The sequence below is a fragment of the Variovorax gracilis genome (genome assembly GCF_030317115.1).
Classification (GTDB): Bacteria; Pseudomonadota; Gammaproteobacteria; order Burkholderiales; family Burkholderiaceae_C; genus Variovorax; species Variovorax gracilis.
Genome location: NZ_JASZYF010000001.1, coordinates 610,575 through 636,613 on the forward strand (window position 1 = coordinate 610,575; position 26,039 = coordinate 636,613).

General features: G+C 65.4%; 20 protein-coding genes and 4 tRNA genes. 10 read left to right on the top strand and 14 right to left on the bottom strand.

Features of this window, described 5'->3' with window-relative positions; translation table 11 throughout:
* Positions 1-118 precede the first annotated feature (118 nt).
* From QTH97_RS02940 to QTH97_RS02950, 3 genes are read left to right on the top strand one after another with little or no spacing between them, the layout of a single operon-like run.
* Positions 119-1,669: a fumarate hydratase gene (locus QTH97_RS02940; RefSeq protein WP_286566525.1), complete on the top strand. Its 1,551-nt coding sequence runs from the start codon at positions 119-121 to the stop codon at positions 1,667-1,669.
* A gap of 2 nt (positions 1,670-1,671) precedes the next feature.
* Positions 1,672-2,520 (top strand): glutamate racemase, encoded by an 849-nt coding sequence (gene murI / locus QTH97_RS02945; RefSeq protein WP_286566526.1) that lies wholly within the window; start codon positions 1,672-1,674, stop codon positions 2,518-2,520.
* Positions 2,521-2,528: 8 nt separating this feature from the next.
* Positions 2,529-3,293, top strand: coding sequence for a PA3715 family protein (locus tag QTH97_RS02950; RefSeq protein ID WP_286566528.1), 765 nt, complete (start codon positions 2,529-2,531; stop codon positions 3,291-3,293).
* Between the two features lie 20 nt (positions 3,294-3,313).
* On the opposite strand, the gene QTH97_RS02955 is transcribed toward QTH97_RS02950, so the two are convergent.
* The 12 genes from QTH97_RS02955 to QTH97_RS03010 form a co-directional block, all read right to left on the bottom strand.
* A complete protein-coding gene (locus tag QTH97_RS02955) occupies positions 3,314-4,612 on the bottom strand; it encodes an MFS transporter (protein WP_286566529.1) in 1,299 nt (432 codons plus the stop codon).
* Between the two features lie 68 nt (positions 4,613-4,680).
* Positions 4,681-5,313, bottom strand: coding sequence for a DUF6806 family protein (locus QTH97_RS02960; protein WP_286566530.1), 633 nt, complete (start codon positions 5,311-5,313; stop codon positions 4,681-4,683).
* A gap of 22 nt (positions 5,314-5,335) precedes the next feature.
* Positions 5,336-5,428 (bottom strand) — tRNA-Leu (locus QTH97_RS02965).
* A gap of 86 nt (positions 5,429-5,514) precedes the next feature.
* Positions 5,515-5,588, bottom strand: a tRNA-Cys gene (locus QTH97_RS02970).
* Between the two features lie 78 nt (positions 5,589-5,666).
* Positions 5,667-5,742, bottom strand: a tRNA-Gly gene (locus QTH97_RS02975).
* 53 nt (positions 5,743-5,795) lie between these two features.
* Positions 5,796-8,237 carry an endopeptidase La gene (gene lon, locus QTH97_RS02980; RefSeq protein WP_286566531.1) on the bottom strand — a complete coding sequence of 814 codons (2,442 nt, stop codon included), beginning with the start codon at positions 8,235-8,237 and terminating at the stop codon, positions 5,796-5,798.
* Positions 8,238-8,359: 122 nt separating this feature from the next.
* On the bottom strand, positions 8,360-9,625 hold the full coding sequence (gene clpX / locus QTH97_RS02985; protein ID WP_286566532.1) for an ATP-dependent Clp protease ATP-binding subunit ClpX: 1,266 nt from the start codon (positions 9,623-9,625) through the stop codon (positions 8,360-8,362).
* Between the two features lie 107 nt (positions 9,626-9,732).
* A complete protein-coding gene (clpP, locus tag QTH97_RS02990) occupies positions 9,733-10,341 on the bottom strand; it encodes an ATP-dependent Clp endopeptidase proteolytic subunit ClpP (protein WP_286566533.1) in 609 nt (202 codons plus the stop codon).
* 96 nt (positions 10,342-10,437) lie between these two features.
* Positions 10,438-11,751, bottom strand: a complete 1,314-nt coding sequence (gene tig / locus QTH97_RS02995) for a trigger factor (RefSeq protein WP_286566534.1) — start codon at positions 11,749-11,751, stop codon at positions 10,438-10,440.
* 34 nt (positions 11,752-11,785) lie between these two features.
* Positions 11,786-11,872: transfer RNA gene (locus QTH97_RS03000), tRNA-Leu, on the bottom strand.
* Between the two features lie 112 nt (positions 11,873-11,984).
* Positions 11,985-15,158, bottom strand: a complete 3,174-nt coding sequence (locus QTH97_RS03005) for an efflux RND transporter permease subunit (protein WP_286566535.1) — start codon at positions 15,156-15,158, stop codon at positions 11,985-11,987.
* A 10-nt stretch (positions 15,159-15,168) separates the two neighbouring features.
* Positions 15,169-16,338, bottom strand: coding sequence for an efflux RND transporter periplasmic adaptor subunit (locus tag QTH97_RS03010; protein ID WP_286566536.1), 1,170 nt, complete (start codon positions 16,336-16,338; stop codon positions 15,169-15,171).
* Positions 16,339-16,478: 140 nt separating this feature from the next.
* Between QTH97_RS03010 and hpnC the strand changes: the two genes are divergently transcribed.
* The 3 genes from hpnC to hpnE are packed head-to-tail and all read left to right on the top strand — an operon-like array spanning position 16,479 to position 19,522.
* Positions 16,479-17,384, top strand: coding sequence for a squalene synthase HpnC (hpnC, locus tag QTH97_RS03015; RefSeq protein ID WP_286567080.1), 906 nt, complete (start codon positions 16,479-16,481; stop codon positions 17,382-17,384).
* 13 nt (positions 17,385-17,397) lie between these two features.
* The gene (hpnD, locus tag QTH97_RS03020; protein ID WP_286566538.1) at positions 17,398-18,237 is read left to right on the top strand and encodes a presqualene diphosphate synthase HpnD; all 840 of its coding nucleotides are present in this window, start codon (positions 17,398-17,400) and stop codon (positions 18,235-18,237) included.
* Position 18,238: 1 nt separating this feature from the next.
* Positions 18,239-19,522: a hydroxysqualene dehydroxylase HpnE gene (gene hpnE / locus QTH97_RS03025; protein WP_286566539.1), complete on the top strand. Its 1,284-nt coding sequence runs from the start codon at positions 18,239-18,241 to the stop codon at positions 19,520-19,522.
* Here the strand turns inward: hpnE and QTH97_RS03030 are convergent.
* Positions 19,519-20,970: a sigma-54 interaction domain-containing protein gene (locus QTH97_RS03030; RefSeq protein WP_506555383.1), complete on the bottom strand. Its 1,452-nt coding sequence runs from the start codon at positions 20,968-20,970 to the stop codon at positions 19,519-19,521. The genes hpnE and QTH97_RS03030 overlap by 4 nt on opposite strands.
* Positions 20,971-21,023: 53 nt before the next feature.
* Positions 21,024-22,313 (bottom strand): DUF3450 domain-containing protein, encoded by a 1,290-nt coding sequence (locus QTH97_RS03035; protein ID WP_286566542.1) that lies wholly within the window; start codon positions 22,311-22,313, stop codon positions 21,024-21,026.
* Between the two features lie 619 nt (positions 22,314-22,932).
* Here QTH97_RS03035 and QTH97_RS03040 point away from each other — a divergent pair.
* The 4 genes from QTH97_RS03040 (at position 22,933) to QTH97_RS03055 (ending at position 26,028) form a co-directional block, all read left to right on the top strand.
* Entirely contained in the window at positions 22,933-24,327 is a 1,395-nt protein-coding gene (locus QTH97_RS03040; RefSeq protein ID WP_286566544.1) for a hypothetical protein, read from the top strand.
* 96 nt (positions 24,328-24,423) lie between these two features.
* On the top strand, positions 24,424-24,798 hold the full coding sequence (locus QTH97_RS03045) for a hypothetical protein (RefSeq protein ID WP_286566546.1): 375 nt from the start codon (positions 24,424-24,426) through the stop codon (positions 24,796-24,798).
* Between the two features lie 10 nt (positions 24,799-24,808).
* Complete coding sequence (locus tag QTH97_RS03050; RefSeq protein ID WP_444813359.1) at positions 24,809-25,489, top strand: C39 family peptidase; 681 nt, start codon at positions 24,809-24,811, stop codon at positions 25,487-25,489.
* The gene (locus tag QTH97_RS03055) at positions 25,489-26,028 is read left to right on the top strand and encodes a hypothetical protein (RefSeq protein ID WP_286566548.1); all 540 of its coding nucleotides are present in this window, start codon (positions 25,489-25,491) and stop codon (positions 26,026-26,028) included. Before QTH97_RS03050 ends, QTH97_RS03055 begins: the two co-directional genes overlap by 1 nt.
* Positions 26,029-26,039 lie beyond the last annotated feature (11 nt).

Below are 26,039 nucleotides of genomic sequence, written 5' to 3' on the forward strand. Positions count from 1 at the left end.
TTGATCCTCACTTGACAAATGAAGATAGCACAAGGCTATCTGCGGCGCTGTCGGACAGGCGTGAACCGCGGCGGGGATAATTGCGGGGTTTGTCTGCCACCCTCCCCACGAAATCGCCATGACCATCATCCAGCAAGCCGACCTGATCGAGTCGGTTTCCGCCGCGCTGCAATACATCAGCTACTACCACCCGACCGACTACATCGCCCACCTGGCCAAGGCCTACGAGCGCGAGCAGAGCCCGGCGGCCAAGGACGCGATGGCGCAGATCCTGACCAACAGCAAGATGAGCGCCACCGGGCACCGTCCGATCTGCCAGGATACCGGCATCGTCAACGTGTTCCTGAAGGTCGGCATGGATGTCCGCTGGGGCGGCTTCACCGGCAGCCTGGACGACGCCATCAACGAAGGCGTGCGCCGGGGCTACAACCATCCCGACAACATGCTGCGCGCGTCCGTCGTGGCCGACCCGCAGTTCGACCGCAAGAACACCAAGGACAATACGCCGGCCGTGATCTTCACGGAAATCGTACCCGGCAATACGGTCGAAGTGACGGTCGCGGCCAAGGGCGGCGGCAGCGAGAACAAGAGCAAGCTCGCGATGCTGAACCCCGGCGACAGCATCGTCGACTGGGTGCTGAAGACCGTGCCGACCATGGGCGCCGGCTGGTGCCCGCCCGGCATGCTGGGCATCGGCATCGGCGGCACGGCCGAAAAGGCCACCCTGCTCGCCAAGGAAAGCCTGATGGACGACCTCGACATGCACGAGTTGCAGGCCAAGAAGGCGTCGGGTGCGGAGCTCAGCAAGGTCGAGGCGCTGCGTATCGAGCTGTATGAGAAGGTCAACGCGCTCGGCATCGGCGCGCAGGGCCTGGGTGGTCTCTCTACCGTGCTCGACGTCAAGATCAAGATGTACCCGACGCACGCTGCGAGCAAGCCGGTCGCCATGATCCCGAACTGCGCCGCGACCCGCCACGCGCACTTCGTGCTCGACGGCTCAGGCCCGGTGTACCTCGAAGCACCCTCGCTGGACCTCTGGCCCAAGATCGACTGGGCACCCGACTACAACAAGAGCAAGCGCGTCGACCTCGACAAGCTCACGCCCGCCGAAGTCGCGAGTTGGAAGCCTGGCGACACGCTGCTGCTGAACGGCAAGATGCTCACCGGTCGCGACGCCGCGCACAAGCGCATCGCCGACATGCTCGCCAAGGGCGAGAAACTGCCGGTGGACTTCACCAACCGGGTGATCTACTACGTGGGCCCGGTCGATCCGGTTGGCGACGAGGCCGTCGGTCCCGCCGGCCCGACCACCGCCACGCGCATGGACGGCTTCACCGAAATGATGCTCGCCCAGACCGGCCTGATCGCGATGATCGGCAAGGCGGAGCGCGGCCCGGTCGCCATCGAGGCGATCAAGAAGCACCAGAGCGCCTACCTGATGGCGGTCGGGGGTGCGGCCTACCTCGTGAGCAAGGCGATCAAGACCGCCAAGGTGGTCGGCTTCGCTGACCTCGGCATGGAAGCGATCTACGAATTCGATGTCGTCGACATGCCGGTGACGGTGGCGGTCGACGCCGGCGGCACCAGCGCCCACATCACCGGCCCGGCGGAGTGGCAGAAGCGCATCGCGAGCGGCGAGTTCAAGACGATCGCGCTGCAGCCGGCCTGAGCATGACGCACGCCGGCAACCTCACGAGCGCCGATCGCCCGATCGGCGTCTTCGACAGCGGCGTCGGGGGCCTGAGCGTCCTCAACGCGCTGCGTGAAGAGTTGCCCCACGAGCGATTCGTCTACTTCGCGGACAGCGCGCATGCGCCTTACGGCGAGCGCGGCGACGCCTATGTCGGCGAACGCAGCGGCGTGGTCGCGCGGTATTTGCTGGAAACGCATCGGATCAAGGCGCTGGTCGTGGCGTGCAACACCGCGACGGCGGCCGCGATCCACCGGCTTCGGGCGGACCATCCGGCACTGCCTGTGATCGGGCTCGAACCTGCCCTCAAGCCCGCGGTGGCACTCAGCAGGACGAAGCACATCGCAGTCATGGCGACACGCGTGACTGTGGAAAGCCGAAAGTTCGAGACGTTGCGGGCCTCCCTCGCTGCGGAGGCCACCTTCCACATCGTGCCTTGCGACGGGCTGGCCGGTGCGATCGAGCAATCCGACGCTCCCAGGATCGCGGCACTGTGCGAGCAGTACGCGGGTGCCGCGGGAATCTTCGGGAGCGATGCCGGACAGATCGACACCCTCGTGCTCGGCTGCACCCACTACCCGTTCATTGCCAACGAACTGCGACGGCACACGGGCGAAGCCGTGCGCTTCATCGACACCGGCTCTCCGGTGGCGCAGCAAACGCGCCGGCGCCTCAGCCAGACCGGGCAGCTCGCGACGCAAGGCGAAGGCGCCGTGCTGTTGCTCAGCAGCGCAGCGCCCGAGTCGCTGGATTCGGCCACATCGCGCTGGCTGGCGTTGCCCGCCGGCCCCGCGAGACTGGCCCAAACCGCCATCGCGGTGACTGCCTGACGCCGCGCATGGCCCGAAGACTCCTCGCCGCCGGCCTTCTGGGCGCCTTCTGCGTCGCAGGCCACGCCGCATGCGATACGGGCCTCGCAGAGCGCATGCACGCCAAGCTGCACCCCAAGCGTGCGCTCGACCACGAACGCGCCGCGTGCGAGCCTTGGCGCGGCTTGCCGGGCCGCTTCATCGTTGTCCTGCCCATGCCGCGCCCATCGTCCGAGCCGGGCGTCACAGATTTCGACCTCGACGTGCTGGTAGTCCAGCAGGCCGACAACGGCAACACAGAGCGCGCCAAGATCGTCAGCCGGCTCTTCGAGGAATCTGCATTGACCGAAGACGCCGTTCGCATCGGCGAGATCAAGGTCGACACGGCGCGCTACACGCTGGCCGCCGATACGCGGGCGTTCGGCGTGCGAATCCTCCGCCAGGGCTCGTCCCGCGCCAACCCCTATTCCAGCGAAACGCTGACGCTCTACGTGCCGCAAGGCCAGAAGCTCGTCAAGGTATTGGATGATCTCCAGGTCACGTTGGAACGCGGCGAGTGGGACACGAACTGCGCCGGCAACTTCGAGACAGTCAGGGGAACCCTGTCCGTCGCGCGCGGCAGCACGCACAGCGGCTATGCCGATCTGATCCTGCGGGAAGCGCGATCAGAGACCCGCTCCACGATGCAGGGAGAGGAATGCGCAACGCACGAGCGCGCGCCGACCTTCAAGTCGACCGTGCTGCGCTATGACGGGGCAGGCTACCGCGCCTCCAAGGCCGTCGCGTCCAACTAGCGCCGACGAGATTTCGAGCGTCAGGTACGCAACGCCGCTTCGCGACCGCGCCGCATGTCGATCGGCAAGAGAAGCACCAGCCCGGCGATGAACAGCGCCGCCGTCGAAAGGATGGCGATGCGCTGGTTGCCGCCGGTCATCCAGGTGATGGCGCCGTAGCTCAGCGGACCGATGATGCTGGCCAGCCGGGTCGCGAAGGTCCAGAGCCCGAAGAATTCGGCGAGTTGGCGCGGCGGCGCCAGAACGCCCGTCATCGCCCGCCCCGCCGACTGGCTCGATCCCATCGCCAGTCCGGCGATCGAGGCAGCCCACCAGAAGCCACCCTTCGTCGTGACCGAGGCAGCGATCACGCACACGGCGATCCAGGCCACCAGGGTGCCGGCGAGCGAGCGCTTGTGGCCGAGCCGATCCTGCCAATAGCCGAACACGAAGGCCCCGAGCGCCGCCGCGATGTTCAGCACGAAGATCAGCACCATGGTTTCACTCGGGACGAAGCCGATCACCTGCTCGGCGTAGATGGCCGCCAGCGTGATCGCGACCGCCACCCCGCCCTGGTAGCAGACGGTGCAGGCCAGCAGCCACATGAAGTCACCATAGGCACGCGCCTCGCGAAAGGTGCTGCTCAATTGCAGCCATGCGCTTTGCTCTTCACCACGCTTCTGTGGCACGGCGCGCTCGGGCAGCAACGCAAAGGTGACGCAGGCTGCCGCGCCGTAAATGGCGGCCGTGATGAGCATCGTGACGGGCACGAAATGCGCGGCTGGCAGTCCCTTGGCCTGCGCCGAGAGGACATAGGCCAGGCACAGGCCCAGCGCAAGCATCCCCCCGATGTAACCGAAGGCCCAGCCCCATCCGCTGACCTTGCCCATGCCTTCGGCCGTCGCCAATTCGGGCAGGAAGGCTCCGGTGAGCGACTCGCCATAGGAATAGAAGGTGTTGGAAATGATCACCAGCCCCATTGCCAGCGCCACGGCGTAGGTTCCGCCCAGGCGCGGCGTGAGGGCGAGCGCTGCAGTGCCGGCGACGCAGCCCGCGGTGACGATCATGAGCACACGCTTCTTGGCGGCATGGAGGTCGGCCCAGGCGCCGATGGCGGGCATCGTGAGCATCACGATCGCGTACGAGATGCTCAGGGCCATCGTCCATGCGAAAGCGCCCCAGGGCGCGCCCTTCGCGATCCCGCCGACAAAGTACGCGGCGAACACCGCAGTGATCACGACCGTGGTGTAGCCCGAATTGGCGAAGTCGTACATGGCCCAGCCAAAGACCTCGCGCTTGCGCACGCCGGGCTGGAGGGCAGACTGGGGGAACAGGGCCAAGCAACGTCTCCTTGAAAAACGTCGCCGAGCATAGCGGAGCGGCTTGACCGCCCCGTGGCGCAATGGCCCTAGTGCAGGTGGCGCGGGCGGCGTCCGCCGCCGTGGCCGCCGCTGCCCGGACCGCCGGTGCCACCACGCGGGCGCTTGCCGATTTCGAGCGAGTTCACCAGCGCATCGAAGCGATCGCCGAACAGTTTGTCGATCTCGGCGACCACACCGCCGAGTTCGGCGCCGTCGAAGTGGCGTTCCATCAGGTTCACCACGTCCTCGACCAGCAGGTCGCGCTGCACCTGCATGATCGCGGCGGGGTTGGGCCCGACGAAGAGCATCAGGAAGTCGTCGCGCGATTCCTCGTCGGGATCGCCCTCTTCCTCGTCGAAATCGGTGTCGTAGAAGGTGACTTCGAGCGCCGCGCCCTGCTCCGCCAACTCGTTGAGCGCCATGCACATCTCATCGAGCGCCTGGCGGAAATCCTCGTCGCCAGCGACCGTCCAGCAGATCTGGAGCATGTGGTCCTTCTGCTCGAAGCGGATACCCGGCTCCTCTTCATAGACGCTGGTCGCGCCATCGGCCAGCGAACGCGCGCCGGCGTATTTCCAGAGCGGCTTGAGCGCTTCCTGGATCTGCTCGAAGTTCACATCGGAGCGCAACGGCACATCGCCGTGCACATGGATTTCGAACGGAGCGTTATAGCGAGGCATGTCTTGCTCCCTTGTAGTGTGGTGGTGCCCGGAACCGGGGTCGAACCGGTACGCCCCTTATGCAGGAAGCGGCGGATTTTAAGTCCGATGTGTCTACCAATTTCACCATCCGGGCCGTCCAGTCGGACGTTGACGATACCCCAAACAAAAACAGCCCCGACAACGTTGGTTGGCGGGGCTGCGTTTTCAGTACCGAAGAGGTGGAGGCGCGACCCGGAGTCGAACCGGGCTAGACGGATTTGCAATCCGTTGCATAACCGCTTTGCTATCGCGCCACGTTCTTTTCTCGAGACTTTCGAAGTCCTACGAATACCGCGAAAAAAAGGGAAGCCTGGGCTTCCCTTTTTCAAAACTGGAGCGGGAAAAGAGTCTCGAACTCTCGACCTCAACCTTGGCAAGGTTGCGCTCTACCAACTGAGCTATTCCCGCGTTTCGAGCCTCGAATTATATACCACTTTTTCGAGGTCCCGCAACTGCCGCATTCAATGTTTGACCGAGCCTTCCACCGGCGTTGCCGCGCGCTGCTTGGCCAGCTCCGCTACGGCGGCGGCCGAAGCCGCAACCTCTTCGTCGGACAGTGGAGTCGGCATCTTCTCCAGCGCGATCTCGAGCACCTTGTCGATCCACTTCACCGGCACGATCTCGAGGCCGTTCTTCACGTTCTCGGGGATGTCCTGCAGGTCCTTCGCGTTTTCTTCGGGGATCAGCACGGTCTTGATGCCACCACGCAGGGCTGCCAGTAGCTTTTCCTTCAGGCCGCCGATGGCCGTGACTTCGCCACGGAGGGTGATCTCCCCGGTCATCGCCACGTCGGCGCGAACCGGGATGCCGGTGAGCGCCGACACGAAGGCCGTCGTCATCGCCGCGCCAGCGCTGGGGCCGTCCTTCGGCGTTGCGCCGTCCGGCACGTGGATATGGATATCACGCTTCTCGAATACTTCGTCCTTGATGCCCAGGCGGCGGGCGCGGCTGCGCACCACGGTGCGCGCGGCCTCGACCGATTCCTTCATCACGTCGCCAAGCGAACCCGTGCGGCTGATCACGCCCTTGCCGGGCATGGTCACGGCCTCGATCGTGAGGAGGTCGCCGCCGACTTCCGTCCATGCGAGGCCCACCACCTGACCCACCTGGTTCTGCTTCTCCGCGAGGCCGAAGGTGTACTTGCGCACGCCGAGGAAGTCATTGAGGTTCTCGCCATTGACGACCACCTGCGGTTCCATCTTCTTGAGCAGCAGCCCCTTGACCACCTTGCGGCAGATCTTCGACAGCTCGCGCTCGAGCGAACGCACGCCCGCTTCACGCGTGTAGTAGCGCACGATGTCGCGCACCGCTTCCTCGGCGATGAGGAGTTCCTCCTCCTTCACGCCGTTGTTCTTCATCTGCTTGGGCAGCAGGTACTTCAGCGCGATGTGCGTCTTCTCGTCTTCGGTGTAGCCCGCGAGGCGAATGACTTCCATCCGGTCCAGCAGGGCCGGCGGGATGTTCATCGAGTTCGACGTCGCGACGAACATGACGTCGCTCAGGTCGAAGTCGACCTCGACGTAGTGGTCGCCGAAGGTGTGGTTTTGCTCGGGGTCCAGAACTTCGAGCAGCGCGCTCGACGGATCGCCGCGGAAATCGGTGCCGAGCTTGTCGATCTCGTCCAGCAGGAACAGCGGATTGCGGGTGCCGACCTTGTTCAGGCTCTGCAGCACCTTGCCCGGCAGCGCGCCGATGTAGGTACGGCGGTGGCCGCGGATCTCGGCCTCGTCACGCATGCCGCCCAGGGCCATGCGCGTGTACTTGCGGCCGGTCGCCTTGGCGATCGACTGACCGAGCGAGGTCTTGCCGACCCCCGGCGGGCCGACCAGGCAAAGGATCGGCGCCTTCACCTTGTCGACACGTTGCTGCACCGCGAGATATTCCAGGATGCGGTCCTTGACCTTCTCCAGGCCGTAGTGGTCCTCGTTGAGCACTTCCTCGGCATGGGCGAGGTCGTGCTTGATCTTGGTCTTCTTGCTCCACGGCAGGCCGATCAGCACGTCGATGTAGTTGCGCACGACGGTCGCCTCGGCCGACATCGGTGACATCAGCTTGAGCTTCTTGAGTTCGCCCTCGGCCTTCTTGAGCGCTTCCTTGGGCATCTTGGCGAGCTTGATCTTCTTCTCGATCTCCTCGATGTCCGCGCCCTCTTCGCCTTCGCCCAGTTCCTTCTGGATGGCCTTGACCTGTTCGTTCAAGTAGAAGTCCCGCTGGTTCTTTTCCATCTGGCGCTTCACGCGGCCGCGGATCTTCTTGTCGACGTTGAGAATGTCGACCTCGCGTTCCAGTTGCCCGAAAAGGTTCTCGAGACGCGCCTTGATGTCGTCCAGGTCGAGCACCGCCTGCTTGTTGTCGAGCTTCAGCGGGAGGTGGGCTGCAATGGTGTCGGCCAGACGGCCTGGATCGTCGATGCTCGATATCGAGGTGAGGATCTCCGGTGGGATCTTCTTGTTGAGCTTCACGTACTGGTCGAACTGCTGCATCACCGCGCGTCGCAGCGCCTCGACTTCCGTGCCCTTCTGCGCGGCGACTTCGGGCGCCTCGACCGGGGTCACGTTTGCGGAGAAATGCGTTTCGCCGTCGTCGATGCGGTTGACTCTTGCGCGCTGCTGGCCTTCGACCAGGACTTTGACGGTGCCGTCGGGCAGCTTCAGCATCTGGAGGATGGTCGAGATGCAGCCGACCTCGAACATGTCCTCGACCGAGGGCTCATCCTTGGCAGCGGCCTTCTGGGCCACCAGCATGATGCGGCGTTCGGCTTCCATGGCGAGTTCGAGCGCCTTGATGCTCTTGGGGCGTCCCACGAACAGCGGGATGACCATGTGAGGAAACACGACCACGTCGCGCAGCGGGAGCAGCGGCAGGTCGAGTTCGGTAGCAGGCAGGGGGGTATGACCGGACATGGGAATCCTTTACTTGATCATGGAAAGATGGTCGGCCGCGCGCACTTTTCAAGTGAGCGGGCACAGTCTTCGTCGAAGACGACGCCGGACGCCTGGCGGGGAGCGACCGGCTGCTTGAGCATTCAGGCCTTCTTGGCCGCTTCGCGATAGACGAGCAAGGGCGGCTTGTTCTCGTCGATCGTGGATTCCTCGACCACGACCTTGTCGACATTGGTCGCGTTCGGCAGTTCGAACATCGTGTCGATCAGCGACTGTTCCAGGATCGAACGCAGGCCACGCGCACCCGTCTTGCGGGCCAGCGCCTTGCGCGCGATCGCCTTCAGCGCGGCGGGGCGGATTTCGAGGTCCACGCCTTCCATCTGGAGGAGCTTGGTGAACTGCTTGACCACCGCGTTCTTCGGCTCGGTCAGGATTTGCACCAGCGCGTCTTCGCTCAGTTCGGCGAGCGAGGCCACGACGGGCATCCGGCCGACCAGCTCGGGAATCAGGCCGAACTTGATCAGGTCCTCGGGCTCGACCTCGCGGAACACCTCGGTGATGCTGCGCTGCTTCTTGCTCTTGACGGATGCGCCGAAGCCGATGCCCGAGGCTTCGGTGCGGTTTTCGATGACCTTTTCGAGGCCGGCGAACGCACCGCCGCAGATGAAAAGGATGTTCGTCGTGTCGATCTGCAGGAAATCCTGGTTGGGATGCTTGCGTCCGCCTTGCGGCGGCACGCTGGCCATCGTGCCTTCGATCAGCTTCAGCAGGGCCTGCTGCACGCCCTCGCCCGACACGTCGCGGGTGATCGACGGGTTGTCCGATTTGCGCGAGATCTTGTCGATTTCGTCGATGTAGACGATGCCGCGCTGGGCGCGCTCGACCTCGTAGTTGCAGCTTTGCAGCAGCTTCTGGATGATGTTCTCGACGTCCTCGCCGACGTAGCCGGCTTCCGTCAACGTCGTGGCGTCGGCCATCACGAAAGGCACGTCGAGCATGCGGGCGAGCGTCTGGGCCAGCAGCGTCTTGCCCGAGCCGGTCGGGCCGATCAGCAGGATATTGCTCTTGCTGAGTTCGACGTCGTCGCCCTTGGCCTTTTCCTTGTGGCGCAGGCGCTTGTAGTGGTTGTAGACCGCAACCGACAGCATCCGCTTGGCGGGTTCCTGGCCGATCACGTAGTTGTCGAGGTTGGCCTTGATCTCCAGCGGCGTCGGCAGGTCGCTGCGCGCCTCGCGCGATTCGTCGCCCGTGGGGAGTTCGTCGCGAATGATCTCGTTGCACAGATCGATGCATTCGTCGCAGATGAAGACCGAAGGTCCTGCGATCAGCTTCTTGACCTCGTGCTGACTCTTCCCGCAGAACGAGCAGTAAAGCGTTTTTTCGCTGGAGGAGCCTTTTTTCTCGGCCATGGACAATTGCCTCGTAACTGGGGTTTAACAATGATAGCGAAACAAAAACGGCGTTCCCCGTGTGGGAAAACGCCGTTGTTGCTTGGGCGCCTCAGCGCCGGGGTGCGTTAACTGCGCTTCGCGATCACCTGGTCGATCAGACCATACTCCTTGGACTCGTCCGCCGTCAGGAAATAGTCCCGTTCGGTATCGCGGGCAATCTTGTCGAAAGACTGGCCGGTGCGCTCCGCCAGGATGCGATTCATCTGCTCACGCGTCTTCAGGATGTCGCGGGCGTGGATCTCGATGTCCGTGGCCTGGCCGCGAGCGCCACCCAGCACCTGGTGGATCATGATCTTGGAGTTCGGGAGCGAGAAACGCTTGCCCTTCTCGCCTGCAGCCAGCAGGAAGGCGCCCATGCTGGCAGCGAAGCCGATGCACAGCGTCGACACGTCGGGCTTGATGAATTGCATGGTGTCGTAGATCGCCATGCCGGCGCTCACGCTGCCGCCCGGGGAATTGATGTAGAACGAAATGTCCTTGTCCGGGTTCTCGCTCTCGAGGAACAGGAGCTGCGCCACCACGAGATTGGCGGTCTGGTCGTTGACTTCGCCGACCAGGAAGATCACCCGTTCCTTGAGAAGGCGCGAATAGATGTCGTAGGACCGTTCGCCACGGCCCGACTGCTCGATGACCATCGGAACCATGCCGAGGCCCGTAATTTCCTGTGCGCTCATTTTTGCTCTCCAGAGGGGTTTGTACTGTACCCAGACGAAATGGGGCTCGTGCCGCAAAGCACAAGCCCCATGGTTGGACCGCGGTGCTCCGCCCGATCAGCCCTGCTGGGCCATCAGTTCGTCGAAGGAAACCGACTTGGCGTTGACCTTGGCCTTGCCGAGCACGAAGTCCGTCACGTTGTTCTCGATCACGACGGCTTCGACTTCCGCGAGGCGGCGGTTGTCGCCGAAATACCAGCGAACCACGTCGGCCGGCTTCTCGTAGCTGGCGGCGAGTTCGTCGATGTGGGCCTTGATCTGCTCGGGCTTGGCTTGCAGGTTGTTCGCACGCACCAGTTCGGCCACGACCAGGCCGAGGCGCACGCGGCGCTCGGCTTGCGGACGGAACACGTCATCGGGGATCGGGGCCTTGTCGGCGTCCTTGATGCCGCGCTGCTTGAGCTCGGCGCGGGCGCCTTCGATCATGCGGTCGACTTCGGCCTGCACGCTCGACTTGGGCAGGTCCAGCTCGGCGTTGGAAATCAGCGAGTCCATCACCGCGTTCTTGTTGCGGGCCAGCAGGCGGAACTTGACTTCGCGCTCCAGGTTCTTCTTGATGTCGGCGCGCAGGCCTTCGACCGTGGCGTCGGCGATGCCGAGCGACTTGGCGAGCTGTTCGTTGACTTCGGGCAGGTGGGAGGCTTCGATCTTCTTCACGGTGACCATGAAGTCGGCTTGCTTTCCGGCCACGTCCTTGCCGTGATAGTCGGCCGGAAACGACAGCGGGAAGGTGCGGCTGTCGCCGGCCTTCAGGCCGCGCACGGCATCTTCGAATTCCTTGAGCATCTGGCCTTCGCCAACGATGAACTGGAAGTCCTCGGCCTTGCCGCCCTGGAAGGTTTCGCCGTCGATCTTGCCTTCGAAGTCGACAGTGACGCGGTCACCGTCCTGTACCACGGCGTCCTGCGCGCGCTGTGCAAAGGTACGGCGTTGCTTGCGCAGGATGTCGAGCGTCTTGTCGATCGCGTCGTCGCCCACTTCAGCGCTGAGCTTTTCGACTTCGGCGCCGGACAGGTCGTTGATCTTGACGTCCGGGAAGACTTCGAAAACCGCGTCGAAAGCGAGTTCGCCCTCGGGCGCATCTTCCTTTTCGGTGATGCGCGGCTGGCCGGCCACGCGCAGTTTGGCTTCGTTGGCCGCCTGCGAGAAAGCCTCGCCGACCTTGTCGTTCATGACTTCGTAGTGGACCGAGTAGCCGTAGCGCTGGGCCACGACGTTCATCGGCACCTTGCCGGGACGGAAGCCGTCCATCTTGACGGTGCGGGCCAGCTTCTTGAGGCGCGAATCGACCTCGGACTGGATGGTGCCGACGGGCAAGGTCAGCGTGATCTTGCGTTCGAGCTTCTCGAGGGTTTCAACGTTCACGGTCATTTCAGTCTTCCTTGTGAGGGGTCTTGTCTTGTGCTGGTGCGCGGGGCCGGACTCGAACCGGCACGCCATTGCTGGCGTCAGGACCTAAACCTGGTGCGTCTACCAATTTCGCCACCCGCGCGGTTCCAGTGTCTTCAGGTGATGAATAAACGAAAGCGGCCCAGAGGCCGCCTTCGTCTACCAGGAGCGGACGACCCGGAAGCCCCCCGCTTGAAATCGGTCAACCGCGTATTTTAAGCGCGAACGAGAGCCTCTTCGGCCTCCACCGCCGGGTTTCTCTCATCCCGCTTCACGCGGAACCATGCCGCATACATGGCCGGCAGCGCCAGCAGCGTGAGCACCGTCGCCACGATGAGCCCGCCCATGATGGCCACGGCCATCGGCCCCCAGAAAACGCTGCGCGACAACGGAATCATGGCCAGCACGGCCGCCGCCGCGGTCAGCACGATCGGCCGCAGACGCCGCACCGCCGATTCGACGATGGCCTCCCAGGCCGGGACGCCGGAAGCGCGGTCGCTCTCGATCTGGTCGATCAGGATCACTGCGTTGCGCTGGATCATCCCCATCAACGCGATCACGCCCAGCAACGCCACGAAGCCGAACGGCCGGTTCAGCGCCAGCAAGGCGCCCGCGACACCGACGATGCCCAGCGGCCCCGTGATGAACACCAGCAGCGAACGGCTGAAGCTGTGCAGTTGCAGCATCAGCAGGGTGAACACCAGGAACAGCATGATCGGCACGCCGGCCACGATGGAGGCCGAGCCCTTGCTGCTTTCCTCCACAGCACCCGCCACCTCGATGCGGTAGGCGCCGTCGCCGGCCGCGTGCCATCGAGCCTCCAGTTCGCGCAGTTTCGGCAGCAGTTGGTTGGTGACGGTCGCGCCCTGCAGGCCTTCCACGATGTCGCCCTGCACCGTGATTGCATAGTCGCGGTTCTCGCGCCACATGACGCCCGGTTCCCAGGTGAAGACCGGCTTGGCGATCTGCGTCAGGGGAATCGAGCGGCCCGAGCTCGTGGGCAGGTAGGCGTTGCCGATGTCCGAGATCGCCTCGCGCTCGTCCGGGGACTGGCGCAGCGTGATGTCGATGAGCAGATCGTTCTCGCGGTACTGCCCGACCGTCGTGCCGCTGAACATGGTCCGTGAGGCCTGCGCGATCGCCTGGCTGGTGACGCCGAGCGCACGCGCCTTGTCCTGGTCGACTTCGAGCCGGATCACCTTGACCGATTCGTTCCAGTTGTCATTGACGCCGCGCATGTTCGCGTTCTCGCGCATCACGGCCTTGACCTGGTCCGCGTGCGCGCGCAGCTGCGCGGGGTCCGTGCCGATCACGCGGAACTGGACCGGGTACGGCACCGGCGGGCCGTTGGGCAGCAACTTGACGCGCCCGCGCGCCTCGGGGAATTCCTGCGCCAGCACGGCGGGCAGCTTGATGCGCAGCGATTCGCGGTACTTCAGGTCCTTCGTCAGCACGATCATCTGCGAGACGTTGGTCTGCGGAAACACCTGGTCGAGCGGCAGGTAGAAGCGCGGAACGCCCGAGCCGATCCAGCTCGTGACGGTGCTGACGCCGTCTTCCTTCTGCAGCCGCTGCTCGACCCGCTTCGCCACTTCCTCGTTCGCGGCAAAGGACGTGCCTTCCGGAAACCACAACTCGACCAGGATTTCCGGCCGGCTCGAATCCGGGAAGAACTGCTGCTGGACCTTCCCCATACCGAAGATGCCCAACGCAAAGACCAGCAGCGTGGCGCCGATGGTCAACCACCGATGCTCGACGCACCAGTTCACCGTGCGGCGGAAGGTGTTGTAGAACGGCGTGTCGAAGAGTTCGTGCGGCGGCGCATCCGGATCGTGCGGCTTCACCTTGAGCAGCAGCGTGCCGAGGTAGGGGACGAAGTAAACCGACACGAACCAGCTCAGCACCAGCGCGATCACGGTGACCGCGAAGATGGCGAAGGTGTATTCGCCTGTGACGGACTTGGCGATGCCGATCGGCAGGAAGCCCGCCGCCGTGATCAGCGTGCCCGTGAGCATCGGCTTGGCTGTGACGTCGTACGCGAAGGTGGCGGCGCGGACCTTGTCGTAGCCCTCCTCCATCTTTCGCACCATCATCTCGACCGCGATGATCGCGTCGTCGACCAGCAGTCCGAGCGCGATGATCAGGGAACCGAGCGATATCTTGTGCAGGCCGATGCCGAAGTAGTTCATCGCGAGGAAGGTCACGGCCAGCACCAGCGGGATGGTGATCGCCACCACCAGGCCCGGCCGGATGTCGACGTACCAGCCGAAGCGCCCGCCCTTGTGCAGACCCAGCGCGATGAAGCTCACGGCAAGCACGATCGCCACGGCCTCGATCAGGACGCTGACGAATTCATTGACCGATCTCGAGACGGCCACTGGCTGGTCCTGCACCTGCACGAGCTTGACGCCGACCGGCAGCCGATGGTCGATCTCGGCCGTGGCGCTGCGCAGCGCCTTGCCCAGCTCGATGATGTCGCCGCCCTTGGCCATCGAGACACCGAGCGCAATCACTTCCTTGCCCTGGTGGTGCACCTTGACGGCCGGCGGATCGACGTAGGCTCGGTGAATCTCGGCGATGTCGCCCAGGCGCATCTGGCTGCCCGAACTGCCGCGGATCGGCATCGCGCGCAGTTGCTCCACGCTCGTGAACTGGCCCCCGACGCGCACCTGCACGACGTCCTGCGGCGACTGGATGGTTCCAGCGCTTTCGATCGCGTTCTGCGACCCGAGCTGGGCCAGCACGGTATTGAAGTCCAGACCGAGCTGCGCGAGCCGCTTCTGCGAAACCTCGATGAAGACCTTCTCGTCCTGCACGCCGAACTGCTCGACCTTTGCCACGTCCTTCACGCGCAGCAGGCGCTGGCGCACGTCGTCCGCAAAGGTCTTGAGTTCGGCATAGCTGAATCCGTCGCTTTCCAGCGCATAGATAACGCCGTAGACGTCGCCGAAGTCATCGTTGAAGAACGGGCCCTGGATGCCGGCCGGCAGCGTGCCCCGCATGTCGCTGATCTTCTTGCGCACCGTGTACCAGACGTTCGCGACCTCGCTGGCCTTCGACGAATCCTTGATCTGGAAAATGATCTGCGACTCGCCCGGCTTCGAGTAGCTGCGGATCTTGTCGGCGTAGGGTGCTTCCTGAAGCGTGCGTTCGAGCTTGTCGGTCACCTGCTCGGCCACCTGCTGCGCGGTAGCGCCCGGCCAGTAGGTGCGAACCACCATCGCGCGGAAGGTGAAGGGAGGGTCTTCGTCCTGGCCCAGCTGGAAATAGGACGCGAAGCCCAGCAACATCAGCACGAGCATCAGGTAGCGCGTGAGCGCCGCGTGCTCGAGCGCCCATTTCGAAAGGTTGAAGCCGGCCTTGCCGGACGCGTCGGTCTGGGACGTCATGACGGCGTCCTCAGCGCGTGGCGACGGGAGCGACGGGGGCTTGCGCCGGCGCGATCGCCTGCCCGGGAGTGCCGGGCGTCGCGCCCTTCCCTTTTTCCTGGTAGATGGTGACCTTCTGCCCCGGCGACAGGACGTGCACCCCCGCCGCAACCACCAGCATGCCCGGGGAGACGCCACTGCCGATCACGGCTTCGTTGCCATCGGCCGTGGCGACCTGCACCGGCTGCGAGCGGACCGTCATTGTGTCCTTGTCGAGGACCCAGACGGCGGTTCCCTGGCCTTCCTGGCGCAATGCGCTGGTCGGCAACTTCAGCACCACCGCACCGTTGCGCGACAAGGCTTTCGGACGCGCATACACCGTCGCCCCGAGCGCAGGTGCCGTCGCGGCGTCGATCGTCACCTTGACGGTGTACGTGCGCGTGACCGCGTCGGCGCTGGCCGCCACCTCGCGCACCTTGCCCTCGAGTTCCGCTCCGCCGGCCCAGCCGCGCACCGCAACAGCGGAACCCGGCTTGACCAGCGCCGCCCGGTCTTCGGGCACCGCGAAGACGACGTCGCGCGCGCCGTCCTGGGCGATGCGCACGACCGGCGTTCCGGCCGCCACCACCTGCCCCGGCTCGGCCTCGATCGCGGTGATGATGCCCGGCACGTCGGCCACGAGCGTCGTGTAGTTGGCCTGGTTGCCCTGGGACGCCAGTTGCGCCTGCGCCTGTTCCAGTTGAGCCTGTGCGGCCTTGTAGGTGGTCTCCCGGCGCTCCAGGTCGGCGCCGCTGATGAAATTCTGCTCGCGGAGTTCGCGGTAACGCTTGAGGTCCGCCGCCGCGAGATCGCGATTGGTCAGTGCGGCCGCGTGCTGCGCGCGGGCGCCCTCGGCCGCCAGCTTGTAGTCCTGCGGATCGAGCTGGGCCAGCACCTGCCCGGCCTGCACGTGCTGGCCGAGTTCGGCCTGGCGACGCGTGATCTTGCCGGCCACCCGGAACCCGAGCCGCGACTCGACCCGTGCCCGCACTTCGGCCGAGAACTCGGGTTCGGTTTCATAAGCAGTCGCCCCCACCGAGACTACCTTGACGGCCCGCAATGGCTCCTCCGCAGCGGGCGGGCGCGAGCAGCCGGCAAGTGCAAGGATGGCAAGCAGCAGCCAGGCGCGGCCGGGCAACGAGGAGAGGGACGACGCGGTCATGAAGCACCCTTGAAAAGCGAAAGGGCCATTAATGACCCGCCGGTTAGTAATCTAGGGTAAACGCCAATCGCTGTCAACGAAATCAGTAGCACTGCGGCGGAATCCTCGCCGCGCCGGCCGCGTCGTACCCGTGCAGCACAATCCGCCGCGTGCCATCCACCTCCACTCCCGTCCGCGCGGCCGCGCCGACCCACTACGAAAATTTCCCCGTGGCCTCCTGGCTATGCCCGCCCCGGCTGCGCCCGCCCATCGCCGCGATCTATGCCTTCGCGCGCACGGCCGACGACATTGCCGACGAAGGCGATGCCAACCCGGCCCAGCGGCTCGGGGCGCTGCGCGCCTTTCGCGCGGACCTTGCCTCTGCGGCGCGAGGCGCAGCGACGTCGGATCGCTGGCCTGAAGTCTTCGGCCCCCTCGCGCATGCCATTCGCGGCTTCGCATTGCCGGAAAACCTGCTCGCCGACCTCCTCTCCGCGTTCATGCAGGACATCGAGAAGACGCGCGACAGCGCAGGCTACGCCGACCGCACCGAGTTGCTGGACTACTGCCGCCGCTCGGCCAACCCGATCGGCCGGCTCTTGCTGCATCTGTATGGTGTCGACGATGCGCCCTCGCTTGCACGGAGCGACGCCATCTGCAGCGCCTTGCAACTCATCAATTTCTGGCAGGACCTGAGCGTCGATCTGCCTCGAGGGCGTTTCTATCTGCCGCACGAGGACAGCCGGTCACATGGACTGGGCGCCGGCGACTTCCACGCCTTCAGGCCACTGGGACCTGCAGCCCCGACGCCGAAGGCCATCGAACTCGTCGCCAGCGAGGTCGCGTGGGCGCGCGCACTGATGCGCGAAGGCGCGCCGCTCGTGCATCGGCTTCCGGGACGCGCCGGATGGGAGCTGCGCTTCGTGGTCCAGGGCGGCAACCGCATCCTCGACAAGATCGAAGCGCTCGGTTGCGACACCTTCTCGGCCCGACCGACCATCGGCGGCGCCGACGCGCCGCTGCTCGCGTGGCGGGCCCTGCGTATGCGGAGACAATTGTCCGCATGAAGAGGCCCGCACGATGACCCCCGAGCAGTACGTCCAGGACAAGGCCGCTGCATCGGGCAGCAGTTTCTATTACGCATTCCTGTTTCTCCCAAAGCCGCGCCGCGCCGCCATCACCGCGTTCTATGCGTTCTGCCGCGAGATCGACGACGTGGTCGACGAGGTCACCGATCCGGGCGTCGCGGCCACCAAGCTCGCGTGGTGGCGAACCGAGGTCGCCCAGTCCTATGCTGGCCAGCCTCACCATCCGGTGATGCAGGCGCTGATGCCGCATGCCGCCACCTACGGCATCGAGGAGCGCCAGTTGCACGAAGTGATCGAGGGCTGCCAGATGGACCTGGACCAGACCCGCTACCTCGACTTCCTCGCCCTGCGACGTTACTGCCACCTGGTGGCCGGCGTGGTGGGCGAAGGCGCGGCACGCATCTTCGGCCAGAGCGATCCGCGGACCACCGAGTACGCGCACAAGCTGGGCCTCGCGCTGCAATTGACCAACATCATCCGTGACGTCGGCGAGGACGCGCTGCGCGGACGCATCTACCTTCCCGTCAGCGAGTTGCAGCAGTTCGACGTCAAGGCGCACGAGATCCTGAATCGCGTGCACTCGGAGCGTTTCGTCACACTGATGAAGTTCCAGGCGGCACGTGCGCACACGGCCTACGACGAAGCGCTCGCCCTGCTCCCGCCCGCCGACCGCCGCATGCAGAAACCCGGGCTGATGATGGCCAGCATCTACCGCACGCTGCTGCGCGAGATCGAGCGCGACGACTTCCAGGTGCTGCACCAGCGCGTGAGCCTGACACCCGTGCGCAAGCTGTGGCTGGCATGGCGGGTACAGGCTCTGGGGAAGCTCTGATTTGAGCAGCGTCGCGATCATCGGCGGCGGATGGGCCGGCATGGCCTGCGCCGTCGAGGCCAGGCGGGCAGGCCATGCGGTCACGGTGTTCGAAGCCGCCCGCAACTGGGGTGGCCGTGCGCGCGCGCTGACCGCCACGCTGCCGGACGGCCAGGACGTGACGCTGGACAACGGCCAGCACATCCTCATCGGCGCGTACACCCGCACGCTCGAACTGATGGCGCGAGTCGGCGTCGACGCAGAGCGCGAGCTGCAACGCGTCCCTCTCATCCTTCGCTTTCCCGACGGCGGCGGCCTGTCGCTGCCGCGGATTCCACAGTGGCTCGACCGCGCAACCCGGCGCATCGCACCGCTCGACGTCCTGGCCGGCGTGCTCGGCGCGCGCGGTTGGACATGGCGGGACAAGCTTTCCTTGCTGACGACCTCCACCCGATGGCAAAAGCAAGGCTTCACGTGTCCGGATTACCAGACGGTCGCCAGCCTGTGCGCCACGCTCACGCCCCGCGTGCGCGCGGAACTCACCGACCCGCTGTGCGTGTCGGCGCTCAATACGCCCGCCGACCAAGCCAGCGGGAAGGTATTCCTTCGCGTACTGGCGGAGGCCCTGTTCTACACGCCCGGTGGATCGCAACTGCTCCTGCCGCGGGTGAACCTCGGTGCGCTGTTCCCCGAGGCGGCCGACCGATGGCTGAGAGAGCGAGGCGTCCGGACGGTGGCCGGCCAGCGCGTGCGAGCCCTCTCGCGCGCAGGCGACGGCTGGCGTGTCGATGAGGAGCCCTTCGATCGCGTGGTGCTGGCTTGCTCGCCGTGGGAAGCCGCGCGGCTGACCGCCGACCTCGCATCGTCCTGGTCCGCCGTGGCCGACGCCCTGCCCCACGAATCCATTGCCACGGTCTACCTCCACGGCGACGTGGCCTTGCAGGCGCCCTTCGTGGCGCTGCGCAGCGGCTCCGAGTCGCCTGCCCAGTTCGTCTTCGACCGCGGCCAGCTCGGGGGACCGAAGGGCCTTCTGGCCTTCGTGATCAGCGCGAGCACCGGCGATCGCGAGACGCTGCAGCGGCAAGTGCTGACGCAAGCCCGTGAGCAACTCGCACTTGAGCAGCTGCTGCCGGTGCTGACCGTGGTCGAACGGCGCGCCACCTTCGCCTGCATCCCCGGCCTGGTCCGCCCGCCGATGCGGATCGCGTCCGACCTCATGGCCTGCGGTGACTACGTCGAGGGCGACTATCCCGGCACGCTCGAAGGGGCGGTGCGCAGCGCCATCGCCGCTGCCGCAACGCTCTAGGCCCGCCCCGCTGGCTTGCCGGCGCCGGTCCAGTCGGCACGGAAGCCGTTGCCAGAGGATTTCAGGATCGCATCCAGCGGATTCGCGACGCCCGAAGGCGCCGGACGAATCTGCGGCTCCGAGGGCGGCCATTGCGCAGCCGGGTGCGGCCGCGATTCCGAATCCAGCGCGATGCTGTGCTTGTCCATCAGCCGGTACAAGGTCATGCGCGAGACGCCGAGTTCGCGCGCAGCGTGCGTGATGTTGCGCCCGACCCGCGTCAGCGTGAGGTAGATGACGTCGCGCTCTGCCAGCGTGCGGGCGACATCGAGTCCCATGCCGACAGGGTTGTCCACCATCGTGAGTCCGAGGTCGGTCGGGCCGATGAGGCGCCGGTCGGTCATGACGACCGCGCGCTGCACGCGATTGAACAGCTCGCGTACATTGCCCGGCCACGCGTGCGCGAGCATGGCCGCGACGGCCTGCCGGCTGAAGCCCCTGACGCGGGCCCTGCTCTTGGCCACGCAGCGCTGGAAGAAGTATTCGGCCAGGATGGGGACGTCCTCCATGCGCCGCCGCAACGGCGCGACATCGATCGACAGCACGTTCAAGCGATAGAACAAGTCGTCCCGGAACTGGCCGACCGCTACGGCCTCGGCCAGGTCCACGTGCGATGCCGCCACGACACGCACATCGACATGGAGACTGCGCACCGCGCCCACGCGGCTGATCGTCTTTTCCTGCAGGAAGCGCAGGAGGTTGGTCTGCAACTCCACCGGCAGGTCGCCGATCTCGTCAAGAAAGATCGTCCCGCCGTTGGCCGCTTCGATCAGGCCTCGCCGCTCCGCCGACGCACCAGTGAACGCGCCGCGCTCATGCCCGAACAGTTCGGACTGGATCAGCGACGGAGAGATCGCGCCGCAATTGACAGCGACGAAGGGCCCGGCCGAGCGCTGGGAGCATTGGTGGATCGCCCGGGCAGCCAGTTCCTTGCCGCTGCCGCTCTCGCCGCCGATCAGCACCGGCGCTTCCGTGGCCGCGACCTTGCGAATCTGTTGGCGCAACCGCGTGATGGCCGGGCCCTGCCCCACCATGCCCAGCGCATCCACCGCATTGCGGTGCGATGCATCATGGCGCTGCCGGAGCATGGCGCGCTGGCCGGCCCGGTCGAGCATCAGCTCCAGTTCGTGCACATCGAAGGGCAGCGGCTGGTGGTCGAAGAAGCTGCCGAGGATCAGTTCGCGAAAATCCGCGGACTCGAGCGCTTGCGGCTCGCAGACGCACACCCACTCCGAACCGCCCGAGGCCGCGACGCAGGCCTCGACCGCCGCTTCGGGGACGGTCAGCGCGCTGCCGACGACCAGCACGCTGACGTTGAAATTCCGGTGCGCCTGGACGCGGCCCGCCCCCACCAGATCCGAAGCCTGTGCGACATCCCATCCGCGCGCGATGAGCTGGTCGGCGACCATGCTCGGGTTTCCGCCCAGCGTCACGCAAAGAATATTTCCGTGCATAGGAAGCACTAGAAGGTGAACGGCACCCTGACTGTCAGTTGGAGGTCGGGCGTGTCGCGGGTCAACCCGGCGCCGACGCTGACATTCAGAAGGGTCTTGTCGCTGTAGCGGTAGGAGTAGCCCAGCAGCAGCGAGGCCAGCTGGGTGCGTACCGAGCCGATGACGTACTGGCCGTTCTGCTTGGTGCGGCCGACAGAATACAACTCCATGCCGAGACTGAAGGACGAGCGCTCGTTGATGGCCAGGCCCATGCCGAGATTCATGCCGAAGACGTCGCCGGCCTTCACGTCGCCGAGGAACTCCGTCAGGCCACCCACCACCGTGCGGCTGACGTCATTGCGAGCCATGGTGTAGGTGTAGCTGAGACCACCGAAGAACACCGCGGGATCCGACGGCAGCAGGAACGTCAGGCTGGGCTGCAGCGAATAGAAGCCCGATCCAACCGGGAGTTCCAGCGGCAGACCCGTTCCGGTCGCGTTGCCGATGCAGCGCGTCACGCAGTCCGTCGTGACCTCGAAGGGATCCTTGCCGTTGCGCGCCTTGAAACGCAGCGCGCCGACCACATAGGGCTTGTTGTTGTCCCTCCCGTCGGCAAGCTGGTAGCGAAGGGCGACCTCGACATCGCCGATGCCCTTGCCGTGCGTATTGAAGACGTTGTCGAACGCGCTGCCCGTGAAGATCTCGCGGCTGATCGTGGAGTCCGACCGGTTGACGTAGGGCACCTTCAACTCGAGTTCCATGCGATTGGTCGCGCCCCACCGACCCGTCAGCGCGCTGATGAAGGTGTTGTTCTTGAATTCTCGAACGTCGACGAGGCCGATCAGGATTGCGGGAATCACCGTGTAGCCCACCAGCGCGACCCGGTTGCTGGACGAATAGCCGTACTGAATCGAAGGCTCCAGGACGAACTTGCCCTGCGGCGTGAGTATCCCCGGCTCGCTGAAGATCTGCGCCACGGGAGGCGATTGGGTCTCGGCGACAGGCGCCACGCCCACACGCACCGGTGTCGTCGAGTCGGCGGCTTCGGCGGTCTCGGTCGGGATCCTGCCGGGTGCACCGGGTGTGGCGGGTTGCGGCTTGCTCCCGGGGGCTGGAAGTTCTCGGGCTTCCTGGCTGGACAGGCGCTCCTGCAGTTCCCGGAAGCGCGCGTCCTGCTCGCTTGCCAGCTTGCGAAGTGCCTCGATCTCCCGTCCCTGGTCGGTCACCTGCTGCTGAAGCGCCTCGATGCGCTTGGCGGTGTTGCGCGCTGCCGCCGTACCCTGACCCTGGGTTTGCGCGACGGCACCTGACCATGCCATGGATGAACAAGCAAGCAGCACGAGCGCCCTGTGCGGACGAAAGCTCTCCATCTTTTGCCCCCTCTTTATGGTTCTGCGCGCGAGGTGATCGGGCGCCAGACTAATCTCATTCCTGTAACAGTGCCAAGCCACAAGTTGCAATTAAAGGTAAGTCGAAGGTCCACATATGCCCGGTGTCTCAGAACTGTGGCACTTCGGTCCCGAGGCACGTCGAAACAGGCACGCCATCCGAGGCAAGGCCGGGTCTTGTCGCTATACCGTTCGGCCTACGTGCAACGCCTTACTTCCTCGAAAACGACTGTCACTCAACTGAGACAGAACAGGAATCTTCCGGCTCGGTCGCGCGTGTCAAGGCGCTGCTTGGTCCTCCTCGCTGGCGATGGATGCAGGCTGGGTCCAGCGTCAAGCAACTGTGACACTGCGGGCCCGGATTCAGCCCCTCCCACCCTCGAGATAAGCGAGGGCACGCACTCTCGAAAGCGGCCCATGGCATGGCATCCCAATGGAGAACGCTATGCAGGAAACAAGCGGTAAGTTGGTGGCACTGAAGTTGCACTGGCGCCCTTGATTTGCGGCGACGCACGTCACTACCAAGCTTGTTCAACTTTTTGGAGGGTTCATGAAAAAGACACTTCTGGCTTCGGCCATTGCGCTTGCCTTCGGGTTCAGCGGCTCGGTGTTCGCCAATGACACGGACCAGGCTGCACGACAGCGTACGGTCACCGGCAGCAACACCAATACCGAGACAAGCACGAGTACCAGCACGAGCACACGCACGAGCACAAGCACGCGCAACAGCACGAGCACCAGCACCAACAGGGAATCGGGTGCTGCAGAGGCCAGCGCCGCGCGTTCCGCCGCAATCAACAACGGTTCCACCGGCACTTTCACCAACGCATTCAACACGGCGAAGGCGACGGCCCTCAGCAAGCTGGATGGCTATGTCTCCGGCAACACGGTGTCCAACATCGGAAATTACGCGACCAATAACGGTTCAGCCGCAGGCGGCGGTGGCTACGGTGGCCACGGTGGCACGGGCAGGGGCGGCACGGCCTCCGGCCAGGGCGGCAACGGCGCCACGGGCACCGGTGCGGTCGGTGCGGTGGGCGGCAGCGCATCCAATGGCGCGATCAACCACGGCAGCGCCACGAATGGAGGTTCGGAAGCGGGTAACGGCGGCAACGGCCTCGGCGGCATCGCAGCTGGCCTGACCGGCAGCGGACGCGCCTCTTCCAGCGGCGGCGACGGCGGGCGCGGCGGCTCGAGCGGCGACAGCGGCCGCGGCGGAAGCAGCGGCAGTCTGTCCGCTGCGCTCGGCGGAAGAAGCGGCGGTGGCGGCGGTGGCGGAAGCTCCGGCAACACCTCGGCAGGCTCGGGTGGCTATGGCGGCAGCGGTGGCTCAGGTGGTGAGGGCGGCTTGGCCGGCGCAGCGGGCGGCGCGGGCGGCAATGGCGCAGCCGGCGGCGCGGGTGGCGCAGGCGGTGCAAGCGGCGCGGCAGGCGCGGGCGGCGCGAGCGGTGCGGGCGGAGCCGGTACATCGACCAGCACGGCAGGCGCCGGTGGTGCAAGTGGCGCGACGGGTGCCGGTGGAGCAGGCGGATCGGGCGGCGGCGGTGGAGCAGCCACCAGCACGGCGACTGGTACCCAGACCGGCGGCGCAGGCACGGGCGGCGCAGGCGGCTCGAGCACGAACGGCAGCGCCACCAATGGCAGCGCCAGCAACGGTAACAACACTGCAGGCGCCGGCGGCGCAGGCGGTAGCGGCACCGGCGGCGCGGGCGGCGCAGGCGGAACCAACACGGGCAACGGCGGAACTGGTGGCACTGGCAACGGCGGCACCGGCGGCGCAGGCGGCACGGTCACGGTCAACGCCGGAACGTTCAACATGTCCAACACCATGACGAGCGTCGGCCAGACCGCCGCGGGCATCATGGTCGCGAACCAGAACAGCGGTATCGCCTCAATGGTTCAGCAAAGCGTGAACGTCCAGGCCAACCTGTCCGTGGGACGCTGATCGATCGCGAAGACCGATGGACGTCGTGCAGCCTGAACCGCTCAGGCTGCACGGCGCCTGTCGGCTCGCCTTCACATGAGGCCGAAGGGAGACGCCATGAAATTCACCACCCTCATCGGGTCCGTTTGCACGACCCTGGGGATGCTGCTGTTGCCGGCTGTGGCTGTGGCGCAAGGCGCTCCGGCGACCAGCGAGGCATCGGCCGGGAGCGATCGAAGCGTGGCCTTTGCGGCCGTGCCGGTCGACTCATCAAGGCTCGCCAGCTATCGCGGAGGAAGCGAACAGGTCAACAACGAAATGACGCTGAACGGCACCACGGCCAACAACTCGGCCAACCGTGTCAATACAGGCGACAACACCATCAGCGCGGGCTCGTTCGCCAACATGAACGGGCTGCCGGTCGTGATCCAGAACTCCGGCGCGAATGTACTGATACAGAACGCAGTGATCCTTCATCTGCAGATGAACTGAGGAGAGCACCATGCGCGGCATGCTGCTTTCCTTCGCACTGCTGACTGCGGCCATCGGGGCGCCTGCGCAGCAGGCCTACCTACCCGGCTTGGGCGGGGTGGACGTGCGCATGCCCATCACCAGCCTGAAGCAGGCGCGCATGGCGCGCACACTGATCCAGAAATACGACTTCAGCTGCGGATCGGCAGCCGTCGCCACGTTGCTGACTCACCACTATGACTACCCGGTCACCGAAGAAGCGGTGTTCAAGGAGATGTACGAAAACGGCGACCAGGAAAAGATCCACAAGGAAGGCTTCTCGCTGCTCGACATGAAGCGCTACCTGCAGGCACACGGCTTCCAGGCCGACGGCTTCGAGCAGCCTCTGGAAAAGCTCAACGAGGCGCGCATCCCCGCAATCGTCCTGATCAACTCGAACGGCTACCACCACTTCGTCGTGGTCAAGGGCGTGCAGGACGAGCGCGTGCTCGTCGGCGATCCCGCGCAGGGTACGCGCGCGATGTCGCGCAAGGCATTCGACGACAGCTGGAAGAACGGGCTGCTCTTCGTCATCCACAGTCACATAGAGAAGGCGCAATTCAATGTGGCCGCCGATTGGCGCGTGACACCTCGCGCGCCGTTGGGGCGTGGAATCGGCCGCTCGAGCCTGAGCGACATCACCATGCCGAAGCTGGGGCCGGGAGACTTCTGATGCACGCCGGCCACTTTCCGTTCGCGCGAATCGGGCTGGGGCTCTGCCTCGGCCTGCTGGCGGGAAGCGCCCTTTCGCAGGTGCAAGCCGGCGAACCCGATCCCGTACCGCGCCGCGAGGAGGTGTGGATGGCGGTCAGCAGCCGCACGCTCGACCAGATGCGCGGTGGCTTCGACCCGGGCAACGGCCTGCTGGTGAGCTTCGGGATCACGCGGGCCGTCTACATCAACGGCAATCTCGTGACGCAAACCACTCTGGACTTCGGCCATATCAACAACCTGACCCCGGTGCAGGCGGCGCAACTCGACAAGCAACTGTCGAGCTTGAACCTGGTGCAGAACGGACCGGGCAACACCGTCCAGGCGCAACAAGGCGGCGCAAACTACGGCACCGTGATCCAGAACACGCTGGACAACCAGCACATCGTGAATCACACCGTCATCAATGCGACCAGCAACGCGGCGGGAATGCTCAAGAACTTCAACATCCAGTCGACCGTGAGCGACGCGGTGGCTCGCGCCATCATGAGCTCACGCTGACGAATCCGCGG